Below are 17,065 nucleotides of genomic sequence, written 5' to 3'. Positions count from 1 at the left end.
TGGCGAGAGAGGTGCTCATCAGTTTTCTCCTCTGACCAGGGTGAAGAAGTCCACTTTGGTCGCGGCGGTTTCGGCTTGTTGTTGGGCCCGGCGCAGGTCTTGCGCGCGGGCCAGCGGGTCGATCAGGTCGCTGATCCAGTGGGCCTGTTGCGCGCCCTGCAAATGGGCGTCGGCCAGGGCGGCGAGCTCGGCGTGGGCCTTGTCGCGCCCCGCCAGGTAGCTGAAGCCGGTGCGGCCATCGGCCAGGCGCACCACACAGCGGGTCACGGTCATCTCGCCGACGTTGAACGGCGCGCCGCTGCCGCCCATGCGGCCCCGCACCAGGGTCATGCCGATTTCCGGCGCGCGGATCAGTTGGTAGTCGGCGTCACGCAGGGCGGCTTCGTGGGCCTGCAGTTCGGCGCGGCGGCTGCGCGACAGCACGCCGATCCAGTGCTGGCGAGCGGCATGGTCGGGTGCCGGGGCGTCGGCCGCGTTGGAGGAAACGGGTGTGGCAGTCATCGAGGGCATCTCCATCAGGTGACGATCTGATACTGGAAGCGGTCGGAGCGGCTGGTGGAATGGGCAATCTCCACCGGGTTTCCGTGCGCATCGTGGGAAAGGGTCAGCACCGTCAGCGCCGGCAAGTGGCGCGGCATCAGCAGCACGCTGGCCTCTTCGCGACTGGGCAGGCGCGCGCCGATCAGGCTGAAGGTCCGGGTCAACGGCAACTGCCTTTCGGTGAGGAACTGGCGCACCGAGCCGCTGACGTAGTCGGCGATCAACGACGCGCGGGTGGCGCAGTAACGGTGGCGAATCAGGCAGACCGGCTGGCCGTCGAGGCGGCGCAGGGTTTGCAGTTCGATCAGCGGCGCGTGGGGTTCGAGGCCCAGATGCGCGGCCTCCTCCATCGTCGCGGTGCAACGCCGGCGTTGCAGCAGCACCGCTTCGACGCCGTGGCCAAGCGCGGCGAGGGATTCGCTGTAGGCACTGCCAGCGGCGACCGGGTACACCAGCGGACGGCCCAGCACTTGGGTGCCTTTGCCCTGTCGGCGCAGCAGGCTGCCTTCGCGCACCAGTTCGTCGATGGCCCGGCGCACGGTGTGGCGGTTGACCTCGAAGCGCGCGGCCAGCTGGACTTCGGCGGGCAGGTATTCGCCGGCGGTGTAGCGGTCGAGTTCACTGCGCAGGGTCTGCGCCAGTTCGCGGTACCTGGGTTCACGGTGCAGGGGTTCACGGTGCAGGGGTTCACGCTGCAGGGGCTCACGGGTCATGGATTCACGGGGCAATGACCCGCGGTTCATCGTGTCGGTTTGTCTAGACAACTGCATGGCTAAAAAAAGGGTTCGCACCCTCTCCTGTCGTGGTCGTTAGATGAACTGCTTGCGCAGGCGCTGGGAGAAAATGTCGATGACGCTCACCACCACGATGATCACCAGCAGCACCGAGCAGGTCTGGGTGAACTGGAAGGCGCGGATGTTTTCCCAGAGGATCACGCCGATCCCGCCGGCACCGACCATCCCCACCACCGTCGCCGAGCGCACGTTGGATTCGAATCGGTACAGCGCGTAGGAAATCCACAGCGGCATGACTTGGGGGATGACCCCGAAGATCACTTCCTGCAACGCACTGGCGCCGGTGGCGCGCACGCCCTCGACCGGGCCCGGATCAATCGCTTCCACCGCTTCGGCGAACAGCTTGGCGAGCACGCCGGTGGTGCTGATCCACAACGCCAGAACACCGGCAAACGGGCCCAGGCCGACAGCGACCACGAAGAGCATGGCGAAGACCATTTCGTTGATCGAGCGGAACGCATCCATGACCCGGCGCAATGGCTGGTGAATCCACCACGGCGTGATGTTGTCGGCGCAGAGAATGCCCAGCGGTACCGAGCAGACGATCGCCAGCAGCGTGCCCCACAGGGCGATCTGCACCGTGACGATCATTTCCTTGAGGTACGCGCGCCATTCGTGGAAGTCAGGCGGGAAGAAGTCGGCGGCGAAGGTCGCCATGTTGCCGGAGTCGCGGTACAGCGCCAGCGGGTTCATTTCCGCGCCGTGCCAGGCCCAGGCCATCATCGCCAGGAACAGGCCCCAGCCCAGGTATTGCGGCCAGCTGCGCTTGCCGGCGGCTTCGATGTAAGCAGCGTGAGTGGTCATAAAAAGTCCGGTTGCGAACGGATGAAGCGTCATGACTGGCGCGCCGTGCCTGCACGGGGTTGGTCCCCACAGGCAGGCGCGCCCCGTGCATCAACCCGCCTTGGCGGTGCCTTGTTTTTCCAGCTCGGAAATACGGTCCTGCAGCTTGGTCAGCCCGGCGTCGATGTCTTTCAGGCGGGTGGCCTTCTCTTCGGCGCTGAGGGTGGTGCTGGCCGTGGTTTCGGTCTTCTGCTTGAACAGCTCGAGCTGGCGGATGGTCAGCAACTGGTCGTCCGAGGACTTGAGGAACTTGCCCATCTGCATGTTCTTCAGCACGGCCTTTTCTTCGTCGGTGTCGCCGTAGTTGGCGAAGAAATCGCGGATCTTGTTCTTGTCCGCGTCCGACAGGCCCTTGCGCCAGACCATCGGGTCGGCGGGGATCAGCGGCGATTTCCAGATGACCTTGAGCATGGCGGCCTTGTCCGGCTGGGTGACTGCCAGACGGTCCCAGCTCTCGGTGTTGAAGGTGGCGACGTCCAGTTGCCCTTTGGCTACGCTGAGGGCGTTGACTTCATGGCTGGAGTTCAGCGTGCGTTTGAAGGCGGTGGCAGCGTCTACGTGGTTCTGCGCGAAGACGTAGTAGCCCGGCACAAGATAGCCCGAGGTGGAGTTCGGGTCACCGTTGCCGAAGGTCAGTTCCTTGGCGTGCTTGAGCATGTCCTCGACCGAATTGATCGGGCTGTCCTTGCGCGCAATGATCACGCTCCAGTACCCGGGCGCACCGTTGGCAGCAGCGGTCTGGGCAAAGATCTCGCCGCCGGAACGGTCCACCGCTTCCATGGCCGCCTTGTTGCCGAGCCAGGCCACATCGACCTTGTTGAAGCGCATGCCCTGGATCAGGCCGGCGTAGTCGGAGGCGAAGGTGGCGTTGACTTTAAGCCCGGTCTTTTTCGTCATGTCGTCGAGGAACGGCTGCCAGACGCTCTTCAGGTTCTGCGACGACTCAGTGGACATGATGCCGAAGTTGATGACGTTGTCATCAGCCTGCGCAGTGCCCATCAGGCAACCGGCGACGACAGCGGCAGACGCGAAGACGCGCCCGATACGGTTCAACATGGGGAACTCCCGGAGCTGGGTTGGTTGTTGGGGTGTTGTCTGGTTTATGTGGTTTGTCAGTGCCGCAACTGAATCAGGCGCGGGCCATCAGCAGTTGGGGCGGTCGTTCGGTGTTCCGCGCGCTGCCGTCGAACATCAGGCTGGTGTCAGCGTCGGCGCCGTACAGGTCGTTGAGAAACTGGCTGTTGAGCTCGGCGCCGTTGCCGTCGAAGTGAATGCGCCCGCCCTTGAGTGCCACGGCACGCGGGCAATAGCGCACGGCGTAATCCACCTGATGCAGGGTGACAACGACGGTCTTGCCGTCCCGGCGATTGATGTCGGCGAGGATTTCCATGACCTTGCGCGCGGACTCGGGGTCGAGGGAGGCAATGGGTTCGTCGGCAAGAATCACTTCGGCCTGCTGGGTCAGCGCGCGGGCAATGGCCACCCGCTGCTGCTGGCCGCCGGACAGGGTCGAGGCCCGCTGCGGCGCCAGATCGGCAAGGCCGACGCGGTCAAGGTTGGCCATGGCCCGGGCTTTCTCCTCGGCGTTGAACAGGCCGAGGCTTCCACGCCAGCGCGGCATGCGACCCAGGCAGCCGAGCAGGACGTTGTCGAGTACGCTGAGGCGATTGACCAGATTGAATTGCTGAAAGATGTAGCCGATATCCGCGCGCAGGCGACGCACCTTGCCGTTGAGCCGTCCCGAGGCCTGCACTTCACGACCCAGCACCTGGACGCTGCCGCCATTGCTGCGGTCGCAACAGGCCAGCCCGGCCAGGTGACGCAACAGCGTGGATTTACCGGACCCGGACGCGCCGATCAGCGCGACCATCTCCCCGTGTTGTATAGACAATGCAAGGTCAACCAAAGCGGTCTTTCGGGCGAAGGTCTTGTTGAGGCGGTCGACGTGGATGGCTGCGGTCATGGGCTTCTCTGGTTTTGTGATTCCAGCGTCCTGCCGGGAGTGAATGATCAGCCGCACGACCGTCCATGGCCGCGTTCGGTGCGAGTGACATTAGGGGCAGCCTGTGGCAGTTCCATGAACCGACGATGACTGTGGGATTGCACTTCGGAGACGGTTTGAGGGGAGATATTTCGCGGGACTCGTGGACAGGTCGACGTGCAACGGCGGTCTAGCCGCCGTGCGGGCTAGACAAGTTACGCGGATGTTGAAGGCAGGACAGCGGGGTCAATGCCAAGACTGAAACAAATAATTCGTGCCGTTGGTCCGTTGGCACAACGCTATGGGGTTAGCAGTACCAGCGTTAGCGGGCAAAGCGTCGGATGGCGCGCTGCGGGATTGAGGGTGTAAAAGGCTGGCCTCTTCCCGGCTGAAGCCGGTCCCACTATGGAAATGCACTTCGACCGTAGGACTGGCTTTAGCCGGGAAGACGTCGGGTGTCACGCCTCAAGATCCAGGGTGTGGAGACTGGCCCCTTCCCGGCTGAAGCCGGTCCCACTATGGAAATGCATTTCGACCGTAGAACTGGTTTTAGCTGGGAAGGCGTCGGATGGCGCGCTGCAGAATTGAGGGTTTGGAGACTGGTCTCTTCCCGGCTGAAGCCGGTCCCACAAGATCACCGCATCCCGTCAGTGAGACCTGTGACGCGGAGCGTCAGGGGATGCATTCCCACGCGGAGCGTAGGGAACGATCAAATGTTGGCGCCTGAACTACCCTCTTCCCGGCTAAAGCCGGTCCTACTACGCGTGCTTTGATCTGCTTTTGATCTTGAAACACAAATAGTTCAGACGACGCCCATCGCGACTTGGGTGCAGGCTGAACGTAGACGACGCGTAGTGGGCCGAGCCGCAGGGATGCGGCGAGAGCGCCGTCAGGACATGGATGTCCGTTCGGCGCGGGCCCACGGAGCGTCGTCGGAGTGAGGGTATTCCGACGAAGGAGGAACCAAGCCAGGAGCAAGCACCCTTGGTTACTTGGGGTGCTTTTCCAAGTAACTCGCCGAAGGCGAAACAGAGGCCGTTAGGCCGTCGCTCTAGATCTTGATCTTGATCTTGATCTTGATCTTGATCTTGCGTTTAGATCCTGAAAGTCCCCACCAAATGCTGCAACCGCGCCGTCTGATGCTCCAAGTGCGCACAAGCATCAAGAGTGGACTTCAGGTTATCGACCCCCTCCTGATTCAGCGTATTGATCTCGGTAATGTCCACGTTGATCGCCTCGACCACCGCCGTCTGCTCCTCGGTCGCCGTCGCCACCGACTGATTCATCCCATCGATCTCACTGATCCGGCGGGTCACGCTATTGAGCCGTTCGCCCGCCTGATTGGCGATCGTCACACTGTTCTCGCTCTGACGCTGGCTCTCGGTCATGTTGATCACCGCGTCCCGCGCGCCCACCTGCAATTCCTCAATCATCCCCTGCACCTGCTGCGCCGAATCCTGGGTGCGGTGCGCCAGGTTCCTCACCTCGTCCGCCACCACCGCAAAGCCACGACCCGCTTCCCCTGCCCGCGCCGCTTCGATGGCGGCGTTGAGCGCCAGCAAGTTGGTCTGCTGAGAGATACCGGTGATCACTTCCAGAATCTGCCCGATGTTCGCGGTCTTGTTGTTCAGCGTCTCGATGTTGGCACACGACTCGCTGATCTTCTCGGACAGCTGGTTCATCGCCTTGATCGTCTGACTGACAACGCCCTGGCCTTCGCTGGCCAGTTGCGTGGCGTCGCTGGAATGCTGCGACGCCAGCGCGGCGTTCTGGGCGATTTCCTGGGCGGCGGCGCCGAGCTGATTGATCGCCGCGGCCACGCTGCTGGTGCGGCTGGTCTGCTGATCGGAATTGCCCATCGACGAGTTCGAGGCCCCGACCACGCGCGCCGCGACTTCCCCCAGTTGCCCGGCGGTCGACGCTACTTCGCGGATCGAGCTGTGAATACGCTCCACGAAACGGTTGAACGACTGCGCCAGCGCGCCGAACTCATCCTGGGACACGATGGCCAGACGCATGGTCAGGTCACCCTCGCCGTCGGCAATGTCCTGCATCGCCCGGCCCATCTGGTGCAACGGCTGCATCAGCACGCGGATCAACAGCCCCAGCAGCACCATGATGATCGCCACGGCAATGACCATGGCGAGAATCGCCGACGAGCGGAATTCGCTGAGCATCGAGTAGGCCGCGTCGCGGTCGAGCACCAGGGCCACGTACCAGTTGGCCGACGACAGCCCTTCTACCTTGGTGAACGAGATGATCTGCGCCTTGCCGCCGGACTCGATTTCCGCCACGCCCGGCGCGATGGTCGGTGCGCCGCTCGGGTAGGCCTCGCTGACATTCTTCAGGATCAGCTTGGTGTCCGGGTGGATCAGAATCTTGCCGTCGGCACTGACAATGTACGCATAACCATGGCCGCCGAAGTTCAGCGAGTTGATGGTCTTGCTGATGGCGTCCAGGGAAATGTCCGCGCCCGCGACGCCGATCATCTGCCCTTGCTGGCGCACCGGCGTGGCCAGTGTCACCACCAGCTTGCCCGACGAGGCGGCGATGTACGGCTCAGTCACGATGATGCCCTGCGCCGCATCGGCCGCCTTGTACCAGCCACGGGCACGGGGGTCATAGTCGGCGGGGCGGTTGCCCGTGGGCACGGAAAACATCACGCCGTCCTTGCTGCCGAAATAACTGAGCTGAAAGTTGTCCGGGTAAACCGGCAGACCGATCGCCCGTTGCAGGCTGCTCACCGCCGGACCGTCAACCGCGATCTGCTGGGCCATGGAGTTGAGCAACTGCGTGCGGCTGTCGAGCCAGGTTTGAATGTTTTGCGTGGTCAGGCTGCCCATCTGTTGAAGTTCGGAGGCGACGCTGTTCTTCAGGGTTTCGCGCTGGCGAAAGTCGTTCACCAGAATGAAACACGAGAAGGCAACTACCACGATGAGTGCAGCGGCCAGCAGGATCTTTTTGCTGAAACCCAGACGTTTGATCATATGCGTGTGTCCATAACCAGAGATGACAGCGACGAGAGTGCGATGCCGATAGGTGCGCTGCGCTTTGCACGAGGGCTGCAAGAACGAGAAGGCACGGCCTGAACATGTTTCGGCTGGGAAGACGGGGAATTTAGGGCCGGTGAGTAATGAAGATCGGGAGTGGTTATTTGAGGGGTTAAGCGATTCAGCTTCTATCCAAACGCGGGGCGTTTATGGCGTGGCTGGATCCAAAGATTGAGGGTGTGCAGCCTGGCGCCTTCCCGGCTGAAGCCGGTCCTGCACAAGCACCTCATCCCGTCAGTGAGACCTGTGACGCGCGGGGACACGGGGACACGGGGACACGGGGACACGGGGACAGATTAATTTACGGTGAAGCGCTGTAAATAAATCAGTCCCCATTAATCCCTGTAAATAAATCAGTCCCCATTAATCAAGTCCCCATTAATCAATACCGCAGAATTGGCAGCGCTCAAACCGGCCTCTTCCCGGCTAAAGCCGGTCCCACAAGGAGACCGGGTGCAGCCAGTGGGATTGGCTCTGACTGTAGGACCGGCTTCAGCCGGGAAGCTCTTGATCTGCTTTTGATCTTCGTATCCCGGGGATCACACCCGCTCGGTCATTGCCGCCATGGCCACGGAGGTGGCGGCGGTGCGGGTTTCGACGCCCAGTTTGATGTAGATGTGTTCCAGGTGTTTGTTCACCGTTCGCGGGCTCAGTTGCAGGATGTCGGCGATGTCTTTGTTGGTTTTGCCGAAGGACACCCAGCGCAGCACTTCGATTTCCCGGTCGGTGAGCTGGAAGCGGCGGGACAGTTTGCCGTAGGCGGATTTGTCTTCGAACGTCACCGGCTGCGACGCCGTGCGGGCGGTGTGCAGGATGCGCGCGGTGCGCAAATGCGACGCGACCCGGGCCAGCATTTCAGCGCACTCGATCGGCTTGGTGACGTAGTCGATGGCACCAGCCTCGAAACCCTGCACCACGTGCTCACTGTCGGTCAGCGCGGTCATGAACAGCACGGGGATGTTGGCGGTGTCCGGTTGTGCCTTGATCTGGCGGCAGGTGTCGAAGCCGTTCAGGCCGGGCATCATCGCGTCCAGCAGGATCAGGTCCGGACGCCGACGCTGGATGCGGGTCAACGCGCTCTGTCCGTCCAGCGCCACCAGCACCATGTACCCCGCCTCGTCCAGGGCATCGGACAGCAGTGCCAGGTTATCGGGTACGTCATCGACGATCAGAATGACGCCGTTTTCAGCGGCTCGGGTCATGGCGTCCATTAAGGGCATCCTTCAATTGAAGACTGAGTTCATCCAGGCGAAAACCTGACGCCAGGGCTCGCAGGCGGGTGACAAAACCGGTGCTGTGGGTGTTCTCGCGCTCGATGGCGTCGAGTTTTTGTTGGATGCCGCGGATATAGCCCAGGCCGCACAGCTCATACAGTTCTTCCAGATCTTCGCGCGACGGCAACACCACCGGCGTTTGCACGAGCAACGGGGCGCTGCGCAAACGCCGCTGCCAGGTCAGTTGCAGATGGTGCTGAATCCGGTCCAGCAGTTGCGGCAAATGCAGGGGTTTGGCCAGGTAGTCATTGCACACCTGCAGGCTGCGTTCCTTGTCATCGGCGAAGGCATTGGCGTTGGCCGACAGCACGATGATCGGCGCCAGGGACAGCGCGTTGCGGCGGATCATACGGCTGGTCGCCCATCCGTCCATGTCCGGCATGGACAGGTCCATCAGGATCAGGTCCGGGTGCAACAGCGAGACCTGCCTGACCGCCTCTTGCCCGTTGGCCGCCTGCACGACGTCAAAACCCAGGGGCATGAGCATGCCGCTGATAACCTTGCGGTGCTCGATGTGATCGTCCACCACCAGAATCAGCCGCCGTTGACCGTCGTAACCGATGACGTCGTGGTTGACGTCGATGATCGCCTTGGGCACCCGCACTTCGGACAGGAACAGCCGCACCTGAAACCGCGTGCCTTCCTCCGGCTGACTGCTGACGGACAAGGCGCCGCCCATCAGCGCCGTGAGCATCCGCGTGATGGTCAGCCCCAGGCCCACACCGTTGTCCTGGCGTACCAGCCCGCCCCGTTCGAACGGCTGAAAAATCCGTTCGATCTGATCCGGCGCGATGCCGATTCCGGTGTCGATGATGTCGAAGGTCGCGGTTTCGCGCCGGTAACTGACCCGCAGGCAGACTTCCCCGCTGTCAGTGAAGTTGATCGCGTTGCCCAGCAGGTTGATCAGAATCTGCCGCACCCGCTTCTCGTCGCCGCGCACCACTTCCGGCATGCGCCCGATCAGCTCCAGGCGAAAGTGCAGGCCTTTTTCCCGGGCCGGGCTGGCGAACATTTTCTCCAGGTCGCTGAGAAACTCCTGGAACAGGATTTCCGTCGGCTCCAGTCGCAGCTTGCCGGCTTCGATCTTGGCCACGTCCAGCAGGCCGTCGATCAGCGACAACAAATGCGAACTGCTGCGCATGATGGTCGCCAGGGAATCCAGATGTTTGCTAGGTGTGGCGACGTCCCGTTGCAGGATCTGGGTGAAACCCAGAATGCTGTTGAGCGGTGTGCGCAGTTCGTGGGAAAGCCCGGTGACATAGCGGCTCTTGGCGGCGTTGGCGGCCTCGGAGGCTTCCTTGGCTTCCTGCAACGCCTGATCGGTTTTGTGGTGCGCCTCGATTTCCTGCATCAACAACGCCGTCTGCCGCTCGGATTCTTCCAGGGCCACGCGCCGGCTCTCCCGGGTCAGCACCACCCACCAGGCCAGTACGCCGGCGAACACGCAAAAGGTCAGGAAAGCCTTGAGAAACGCCAGCATCAGGGTGTGATGCACCTGCGGCGATTGATCGATCAAGCCGTGTGAGACCTGGCTGTAAATCATCGTCAGCGCCCCGGTCAGGGTCAGCACCAACACGGTGAGCAGGCCCAGGTATTGCGCCAGCCGGGTGTGCAGGTATTGGCGTGGCAAGCGGGGCAGCAGGCGGGCGATCAGGTCCTCGAACTGGGTCGACAGCCGCGAGCGGGTTTTGCATTGATCGCCGCAGCGGGCGTCCAGGGAACAGCACAACGAGCAGATGGGCGAACCGTAGGCCGGGCACCAGGCCATGTCCGGGGTTTCGAAACGGTTGCTGCACACGCCACAGCGCAGGCTGGTCTGGCGGCCGAGGGGGAACAGCAGACCGGGGTCGCTGTCCCGGGCGATGTAGTAACGGCCTTGGGTCAGCCAGGCGATCAACGGCGCCGCGATCAGGGCGCTGGTCAGGGAAATCAGCGGCGGCGCAGCCCGGGCCACCTCCCCCAGCGCACCGAAATGGGCGCACATCGACAGCAGTGACGCAATAAACATCGCACCGACGCCCACCGGGTTGATGTCGTACAGGTGCGCGCGCTTGAATTCGATGTGCTTGGGCGAGAGGCCGAGGGGTTTGTTGATCACCAGATCGGCCACCAGCGCGCCGATCCAGGCGATGGCGACGTTGGCATACAGGCCGAGCACTTCCTCGATGGCGTCGAACACGCCCAGCTCCATGAGAATCAGGGCGATAGCGACGTTGAACACCAGCCAGACCACCCGGCCCGGGTGGCTGTGGGTGACCCGGGCGAAGAAGTTTGACCAGGCCAGAGACCCGGCGTAGGCGTTGGTCATGTTGATCTTGATCTGGGAAATGATCACGAACAGCACCATGGCCGCCAGCGCCCATTCCGGGGAGGCAAACACGTAGTTGAACGCCACCAAGTACATCTGCGTCGGCTCGGCCGCGCGTTCGATGGGCACTTGGTGTTGCAAGGCGAGAAAGGCAAGAAAGGCGCCGGCCATGATTTTCAGGCCGCCGGGGATGACCCAGCCGGGCCCGGCCATCAGCAACGCGGCCCACCAGCGCTTGCGGTTGCGGCGGGTTTTTTCCGGCAGAAAGCGCAGGTAGTCCACCTGCTCGCCGATCTGCGTCACCAGGGACAACGCCACGCTGAACGCGGCGCCGAACAGCAGCAGATTGAACGTGCCGCCCTCGCCCTCCCGGCCGGCAAAGGTGGTGAGGTCGGCCAGCGCGTCGGGGTTTTTCCAGATCACGAACACGTACGGCACGATCAGCAACGTCAGCCACAAGGGTTGCGACCACATCTGCAGGCGGCTGATCAGGGTGATGCCGTAGGCCACCAGCGGGATGACGATGATCGAGCAGATCACGTACGCCAGCGCCAACGGAATGTGGGTGTACAGCTCCAGCGCCAGGGCCATGATCGCCGCTTCCAGGGCGAAGAACAGGAAGGTGAAACTGGCGTAGATCAACGAGGTGATGGTCGAGCCGATGTAGCCGAAGCCGGCGCCTCGCGTCAGCAGGTCCATGTCCACGCCATAGCGCGCGGCGTAGTAGCTGATGGGCAGCCCGGTGAGAAAGATCACCACCGTCATGGCGATGATGGCCCACAAGGTGTTGGTGAAGCCGTAGCTCATGACCAGCGCCCCGCCAATGGCCTCCAGTGCCAGGAACGACACGGCCCCGACAGCGGTGTTGGCGATGCGGAATTCCGACCATTTGCGAAAGGACTTGGGCGTGAAACGCAACGCGTAGTCTTCCATGGTCTCGTCGGCGACCAGACGATTGTAATCGCGGCGCACCTTGATGATGCGTTGAGAGCCGGAGGGGCGCACTGAGTGGTTCCTGATGAGAAAGAGCGAATTCGCCACTCACCGTCCTTGCTGGCGCGAAACTGAGACCTGTGTTCAAACAGCAACTTCTGTGCCGCGGGCGCAATCATGCCCCGGTCCGGCGTTCCCGCCCCTACGTCAAATGACGTACGCGCATACGTCACGCTGCGTATACCCCGATTCCCGCGCCCGCCTCATCCTTGCTCGCAGCTCGCGACGGCCCCTCACCCGGCGCCGCGAATCACCAGCACAGGAGCGGGAACATGGATTCACGACTGACAGGCCCCACGCGCTTTTTCCCCCGACGCCTGGCATTGGGGGCGGCCGCCCTCTCGCTGATCGCCGCCAGCGTGTTCAGCCAGATGACCCTGGCCGACGACGCCAACAGCACCGGTCTGGCGGTCACGCCGACCGAAGTGACCGTCGGCCAGCTGCACTCGGCCACCGGCACCATGGCGATCTCCGAGACCGGTTCGATCCAGGCCGAACGCCTGGCCATCGACCAGATCAACGCGTCGGGCGGCATTCTTGGCCGCCAGATCAAAATCATTCAGGAAGACGGCGCGTCCGACTGGCCGACCTTCGCCGAGAAAGCCCGCAAGCTGCTGATCAACGACAAGGTGGCCACGGTGTTCGGCTGCTGGACCTCGGCCTCGCGTAAAGCGGTGTTGCCGGTGTTCGAGAAAGAAAACGGCCTGTTGTACTACCCGACCTTCTACGAAGGCCTGGAACAGTCGAAAAACGTGATTTACACCGGGCAAGAAGCCACCCAGCAGATCCTGGCCAGCCTGGACTGGATCGCCAAGACCAAGGGCGCCAAGACCTTTTACCTGATCGGCTCGGATTACATCTGGCCGCGCACCTCGATGAAGATCGCCCGCAAGCACATCGAAAACGTGCTCCACGGCACCGTGGTCGGCGAAGACTACTACCCGCTGGGCAATACCCAGTTCGGCTCGCTGATCAACAAAGTCAAATTGAAGAAACCCGACGTGGTCTTCGCCGCGGTCGTGGGCGGCTCCAACGTGGCGTTCTACAAGCAGCTCAAAGCCGCAGGCGTCGATTCCACCAAGCAGACGCTGTTGACCCTGTCGGTCACCGAAGACGAACTGCTGGGCATTGGCGGCGAGAACATGAAGGGCTTCTTCGCGTCGATGAAGTATTTCCAGAGCCTGGATAACCCCAACAACAAGGCGTTCGTTGAGGCGTTCAAGGCCAAGTACGGCAAGGATTCGGTGATGGGCGACGTGACCCAGGCCGCCTACCTCGGCCCGTGGTTGTGGAAAGCGGCGGTCGAGAAAGCCGGCAGCTTCGACGTCGACAAAGTGGTGGCGGCGTCCCCGGGCATCGAGCTGAACACCGCGCCTGAAGGCTACGTGAAGATTCATGAAAACCATCACCTGTGGAGCAAGACCCGCATCGGTGAAGTCCAGGCGGACGGCCAGTTCAAAGTGGTTTACGAGTCGGAGCTGATCGAGCCGAATCCGTTTCCGAAGGGCTATCAGTAGGCCGCTGCGCGGTAGCTGTAAGCGGTTAGCTGCAAGCGGCAAGTGGAAGCGGTGTGCGTTGCAGTTGCTCTCGCTTTTACTTGCCGCTTGAAGCTTACAGCTTGCAGCTGGTCCCGACCCCCAATCCTAAACCCACACAGCTTCCCGAGGAGGGACCACCATGGAATGGCTATCGGAATTTGGTGCCATCGCGGCCATGCAGGGGTTCAACGGGCTTTCCGTGTTCTGCGTGCTGTTGTTGATGGCCCTGGGGCTGGCGATCATCTTTGGTCAGATGGGCGTGATCAACATGGCCCACGGTGAATTCCTCACCATCGGCGCCTACACGACTTATCTGCTGTCGACCCTGGTGCAGACTTGGTGCCCGTGGATGCAGCCGTACTATTTCTTCTTCGCCATCGCGTTGTCGTTCGTGGTGGCCGGTGCCGTGGGCTGGGTGGTGGAGTGGGTGATGATCAGTCGCCTCTACCACCGACCGCTCGACACCCTGCTGGCGACCTGGGGCCTGTCCCTGGTCATGCAACAAGCCTTCCGCTCCATCTTCGGTGCCCGTGAAGTCAGCGCCAACCCGCCCGAATGGCTGATGGGCGCGGTTAACCTGACCGACGCCATCGAGATCCCGCGCAACGGCCTGTTCGTCATGGGCCTGACCGTGCTGATGACCGGCGGGATTTTTCTGATGCTGTACCGCACCCGCTGGGGGCTGCACGTCCGCGCCACGGTGCAGAACCGGATCATGAGCCGGGCGGTGGGCATCAACACCCGCAAGGTTGACCGCATGACTTTCGCCCTGGGCTGCGGCGTTGCCGGGGTCGCGGGCGCAGCGTTCACCACCATCGGTTCCACCGGCCCCACCGCAGGTTCCCTATACATCGTCGACACCTTTCTGGTGGTGGTTTTCGGCGGCGCGGCCAGCCTGTTCGGCACCATTGCCTCGGCGTTCGCCATTGCCCAGACCCAGTCCCTGTCGGAGTTCTTCATGAGTGGCTCGATGGCCAAGGTCCTGACCCTGTCCGCGGTGATCCTGATCCTGCTGATGCGCCCCCAGGGGTTGTTTGCCAGCAAGGTCCGTAAATAAGTGTGCGCCAGAGAGGTAGCCCCATGAACGCGCTAAACAAAATGCTCGGCGGACGCCAGGGCGTGGTCGGCCTGCTGATACTCGCGGCCCTGATTCTGGTGGTCTTCCCCCTGACCCTGGACGCCTTTCGCCTGAACATGGTGGGCAAATACCTGACCTACGCGTTCGTCGCCGTGGGCCTGGTGTTGTGCTGGGGGTACGGCGGCATTCTCAGCCTGGGCCAAGGGGTGTTCTTCGGCCTGGGCGGGTATTGCATGGCGATGTTCCTCAAGCTCGAAGCCTCCGATCCGGAAAGCACAAAGATCCAGTCCACGCCCGGGATTCCGGACTTCATGGACTGGAACCAGATCACCGAACTGCCCGGGCTGTGGGCGCCGTTTCACAGCTTCACGTTCACCTTGATCGCGATCATCGTGTTGCCGGTGCTGCTGGCCTTGATCATTGGCGTCGCGCTGTTCAGACGCCGGGTGGGCGATGTGTATTTTTCCATCGTCACCCAGGCCATCGCGTTGATCCTCACGGTGCTGATCATCGGCCAGCAAGGCTTGACCGGCGGGATCAACGGCATCACAGACCTCAAGACGCTCCTTGGCTGGGACATCCGCAGCGACAGCGCCAGGCTGCTGTTGTACTTCGTCAATGCAGGGCTGCTGTTCGCCTGCATCCTGTTTGGCAAATTCATCCTCGCCTCCAAGCTGGGCCGGCTGCTGATGGCCATGCGCGACAAGGAAGAGCGGGTACGGTTTTCGGGTTACGACGTGGCGGCGTTCAAGGTTTTCGTGTACTGCGTCGCGGCGTGTTTCTCGGCCATCGGCGGGGCGATGTTCGCCTTGCAGGTGGGGTTCATGTCGCCGTCGTTTGTGGGCATCGTGCCGTCCATCGAGATGGTGATTTTCGCCGCCGTCGGTGGGCGCATGTCGCTGCTGGGCGCGGTATACGGCTCGCTGCTGGTGAACTACGGCAAGACCTACTTCTCCGAGTCGTTCCCCGAATTGTGGCTGTACCTCATGGGCGGGCTGTTCATCGCCGTGGTCATGTATTTCCCCAACGGCCTGGCCGGTTTGTGGGAAAGCCACGGGCGCAAATGGTTGTCGGGCGTGACGCGCAAGCCGGCACCGGTGATTGCCTCCCCTGCCCCGGTCATCACGCCAACCCCCGCCCCCGCTGACAAGCAAGCTGCCAGCCCGATGGAGATTCAGCCATGACCCGCGCCACAGGCTTTCAGATGAACAAACCGGTCCTGGCCATTGAAGGGCTGACCGTTTCGTTCGACGGCTTCAAGGCGGTGGACGACCTCAACCTGTACATCGACCGCAACGAAGTGCGGGTGGTCATCGGCCCCAACGGTGCGGGCAAGACCACGGTCCTCGACCTGATCTGCGGCAAGACCCGGGCCACGGGCGGCAGCATCCAGTTCAAGGACCGCGAGCTGACCAAAATGAACGAGTACGACATCGTCCGCGCAGGGGTCGGGCGCAAATTCCAGACGCCGTCGATCTACGACAACCTGAGCGTGTTCGAGAACCTGGAGATGTCGTTTCCGGCGGGCCGGTCAGTGTTCGGCGCGCTGTTTTTCAAGCGCACTCAGGAGGTGCTGGACCGGGTCAATCAAGTGGCCGCCGAGATCTTCCTCGGTGACTGGCTGCAGCAGCAGGCGGGCCTGTTATCCCACGGCCAGAAGCAGTGGCTGGAGATTGGCATGTTGCTGATGCAGGACCCGGAACTGCTGATGCTCGACGAGCCGGTGGCGGGCATGAGTGTCAGCGAGCGGGCGCAAACCGCGGACCTGTTGAATCGCATCAGCCAGGGCCGCTCGGTGCTGGTGATCGAGCACGACATGGAGTTCGTCAAGAGCATCGCGCACAAGGTGACGGTGCTGCATCAAGGCAAGGTGCTGGCCGAAGGCAGCATGGAGTCGGTGCAGAACAACCCGAAAGTCATCGAAGTCTATCTGGGCCATTAAGGAGCGCAGCATGTTCAACATTCAGCAGCTGGCGTGTGGCTATGGCCAGAGTCAGATCCTCCACGACCTGAGCCTCTCGGTGCAGAAACAGGAAATCGTCGCGGTGATGGGCCGCAACGGCATGGGCAAGACGACCCTGTTCAAAAGCCTGATGGGCATCCTGCCGCAATGGAGCGGCCAGGTTCATCTGGACGGCGTGGACGTGTCCGCCATGGAAACCCATAACCGTGTCACCGAGGGCATGGCCTACGTGCCCCAGGGCCGGATGATTTTTCCGTCGATGAGCGTGCTGGAAAACATTCAGACCGGCCTCCCCGCCTCAGCGGGCGGCCAGGTGCCGGAAGACCTGTACGCGCTGTTCCCGGTGCTGTTCGACATGCGCAGCCGACGCGGCGGCAACCTGTCCGGCGGCCAGCAACAGCAACTGGCGATCGCCCGGGCCCTGGCGACCAATCCCAAGGTGTTATTGCTCGACGAGCCCACCGAAGGCATCCAGCCGTCGATCATCAAGGACATCGCCCGCACCCTCAAAGAGATCCGCACCCTGCGCAACCTGACGATCATCGTCTCCGAGCAGGTGCTGTCCTTCACCCTGGAAATCGCCGACCGGTTGCTGGTGATCGAGAAAGGCCGCTTCGTCATCGAAGAAACCCGGGGCAACGTCGATGAAGCGACGATCAGTCGGTATTTGTCGGTGTAGCAAGGCCCGGAGATATGCAGCGTC

The 17,065-nt window shown here is 62.3% G+C and carries 13 protein-coding genes and 1 pseudogene; 5 read left to right on the top strand and 9 right to left on the bottom strand.

Features of this window, described 5'->3' with window-relative positions; all coding sequences use genetic code 11:
• Positions 1-18: 18 nt before the first annotated feature.
• From phnG to IFT99_RS08345, 9 genes and pseudogenes are all read right to left on the bottom strand, one after another.
• A complete protein-coding gene (phnG, locus tag IFT99_RS08380; protein WP_192131515.1) occupies positions 19-501 on the bottom strand; it encodes a phosphonate C-P lyase system protein PhnG in 483 nt (160 codons plus the stop codon).
• A 14-nt stretch (positions 502-515) separates the two neighbouring features.
• Positions 516-1,253, bottom strand: coding sequence for a phosphonate metabolism transcriptional regulator PhnF (gene phnF / locus IFT99_RS08375; protein ID WP_192131513.1), 738 nt, complete (start codon positions 1,251-1,253; stop codon positions 516-518).
• Positions 1,254-1,349: 96 nt separating this feature from the next.
• Complete coding sequence (phnE, locus tag IFT99_RS08370) at positions 1,350-2,138, bottom strand: phosphonate ABC transporter, permease protein PhnE (RefSeq protein ID WP_074887601.1); 789 nt, start codon at positions 2,136-2,138, stop codon at positions 1,350-1,352.
• 90 nt (positions 2,139-2,228) lie between these two features.
• Complete coding sequence (gene phnD / locus IFT99_RS08365) at positions 2,229-3,233, bottom strand: phosphonate ABC transporter substrate-binding protein (protein ID WP_192131511.1); 1,005 nt, start codon at positions 3,231-3,233, stop codon at positions 2,229-2,231.
• Positions 3,234-3,306: 73 nt separating this feature from the next.
• Positions 3,307-4,140, bottom strand: coding sequence for a phosphonate ABC transporter ATP-binding protein (gene phnC / locus IFT99_RS08360; protein WP_192131509.1), 834 nt, complete (start codon positions 4,138-4,140; stop codon positions 3,307-3,309).
• Positions 4,141-5,252: 1,112 nt separating this feature from the next.
• Positions 5,253-6,017, bottom strand: a complete 765-nt coding sequence (locus IFT99_RS26720) for a methyl-accepting chemotaxis protein (RefSeq protein ID WP_410930093.1) — start codon at positions 6,015-6,017, stop codon at positions 5,253-5,255.
• 93 nt (positions 6,018-6,110) lie between these two features.
• Positions 6,111-7,145 (bottom strand): annotated as a pseudogene (locus tag IFT99_RS26715) (HAMP domain-containing protein); the annotation flags it as partial.
• A gap of 602 nt (positions 7,146-7,747) precedes the next feature.
• A complete protein-coding gene (locus tag IFT99_RS08350; protein WP_192131505.1) occupies positions 7,748-8,419 on the bottom strand; it encodes a response regulator in 672 nt (223 codons plus the stop codon).
• On the bottom strand, positions 8,394-11,795 hold the full coding sequence (locus tag IFT99_RS08345; RefSeq protein WP_192131503.1) for an ATP-binding protein: 3,402 nt from the start codon (positions 11,793-11,795) through the stop codon (positions 8,394-8,396). The genes IFT99_RS08350 and IFT99_RS08345 overlap by 26 nt, the downstream gene beginning before the upstream one ends.
• A 260-nt stretch (positions 11,796-12,055) precedes the next feature.
• Here IFT99_RS08345 and urtA point away from each other — a divergent pair, with 260 nt between their 5' ends.
• The 5 genes from urtA to urtE all read left to right on the top strand — a co-directional run bounded on the left by urtA (position 12,056) and on the right by urtE (position 17,041).
• Positions 12,056-13,300 (top strand): urea ABC transporter substrate-binding protein, encoded by a 1,245-nt coding sequence (urtA, locus tag IFT99_RS08340; RefSeq protein WP_192131502.1) that lies wholly within the window; start codon positions 12,056-12,058, stop codon positions 13,298-13,300.
• Between the two features lie 160 nt (positions 13,301-13,460).
• A complete protein-coding gene (gene urtB / locus IFT99_RS08335; RefSeq protein ID WP_192131500.1) occupies positions 13,461-14,378 on the top strand; it encodes an urea ABC transporter permease subunit UrtB in 918 nt (305 codons plus the stop codon).
• 23 nt (positions 14,379-14,401) lie between these two features.
• On the top strand, positions 14,402-15,583 hold the full coding sequence (urtC, locus tag IFT99_RS08330; protein ID WP_192131497.1) for an urea ABC transporter permease subunit UrtC: 1,182 nt from the start codon (positions 14,402-14,404) through the stop codon (positions 15,581-15,583).
• On the top strand, positions 15,580-16,341 hold the full coding sequence (urtD, locus tag IFT99_RS08325) for an urea ABC transporter ATP-binding protein UrtD (RefSeq protein ID WP_192131495.1): 762 nt from the start codon (positions 15,580-15,582) through the stop codon (positions 16,339-16,341). The genes urtC and urtD overlap by 4 nt, the downstream gene beginning before the upstream one ends.
• 10 nt (positions 16,342-16,351) lie before the next feature.
• On the top strand, positions 16,352-17,041 hold the full coding sequence (urtE, locus tag IFT99_RS08320; RefSeq protein WP_192131493.1) for an urea ABC transporter ATP-binding subunit UrtE: 690 nt from the start codon (positions 16,352-16,354) through the stop codon (positions 17,039-17,041).
• Positions 17,042-17,065 lie beyond the last annotated feature (24 nt).

This window comes from Pseudomonas sp. CFBP 8772, assembly GCF_014841665.1.
GTDB classification, from domain to species: domain Bacteria; phylum Pseudomonadota; class Gammaproteobacteria; order Pseudomonadales; family Pseudomonadaceae; genus Aquipseudomonas; species Aquipseudomonas graminis_B.
This window is presented reverse-complemented; position numbering and strand designations above follow the sequence as displayed.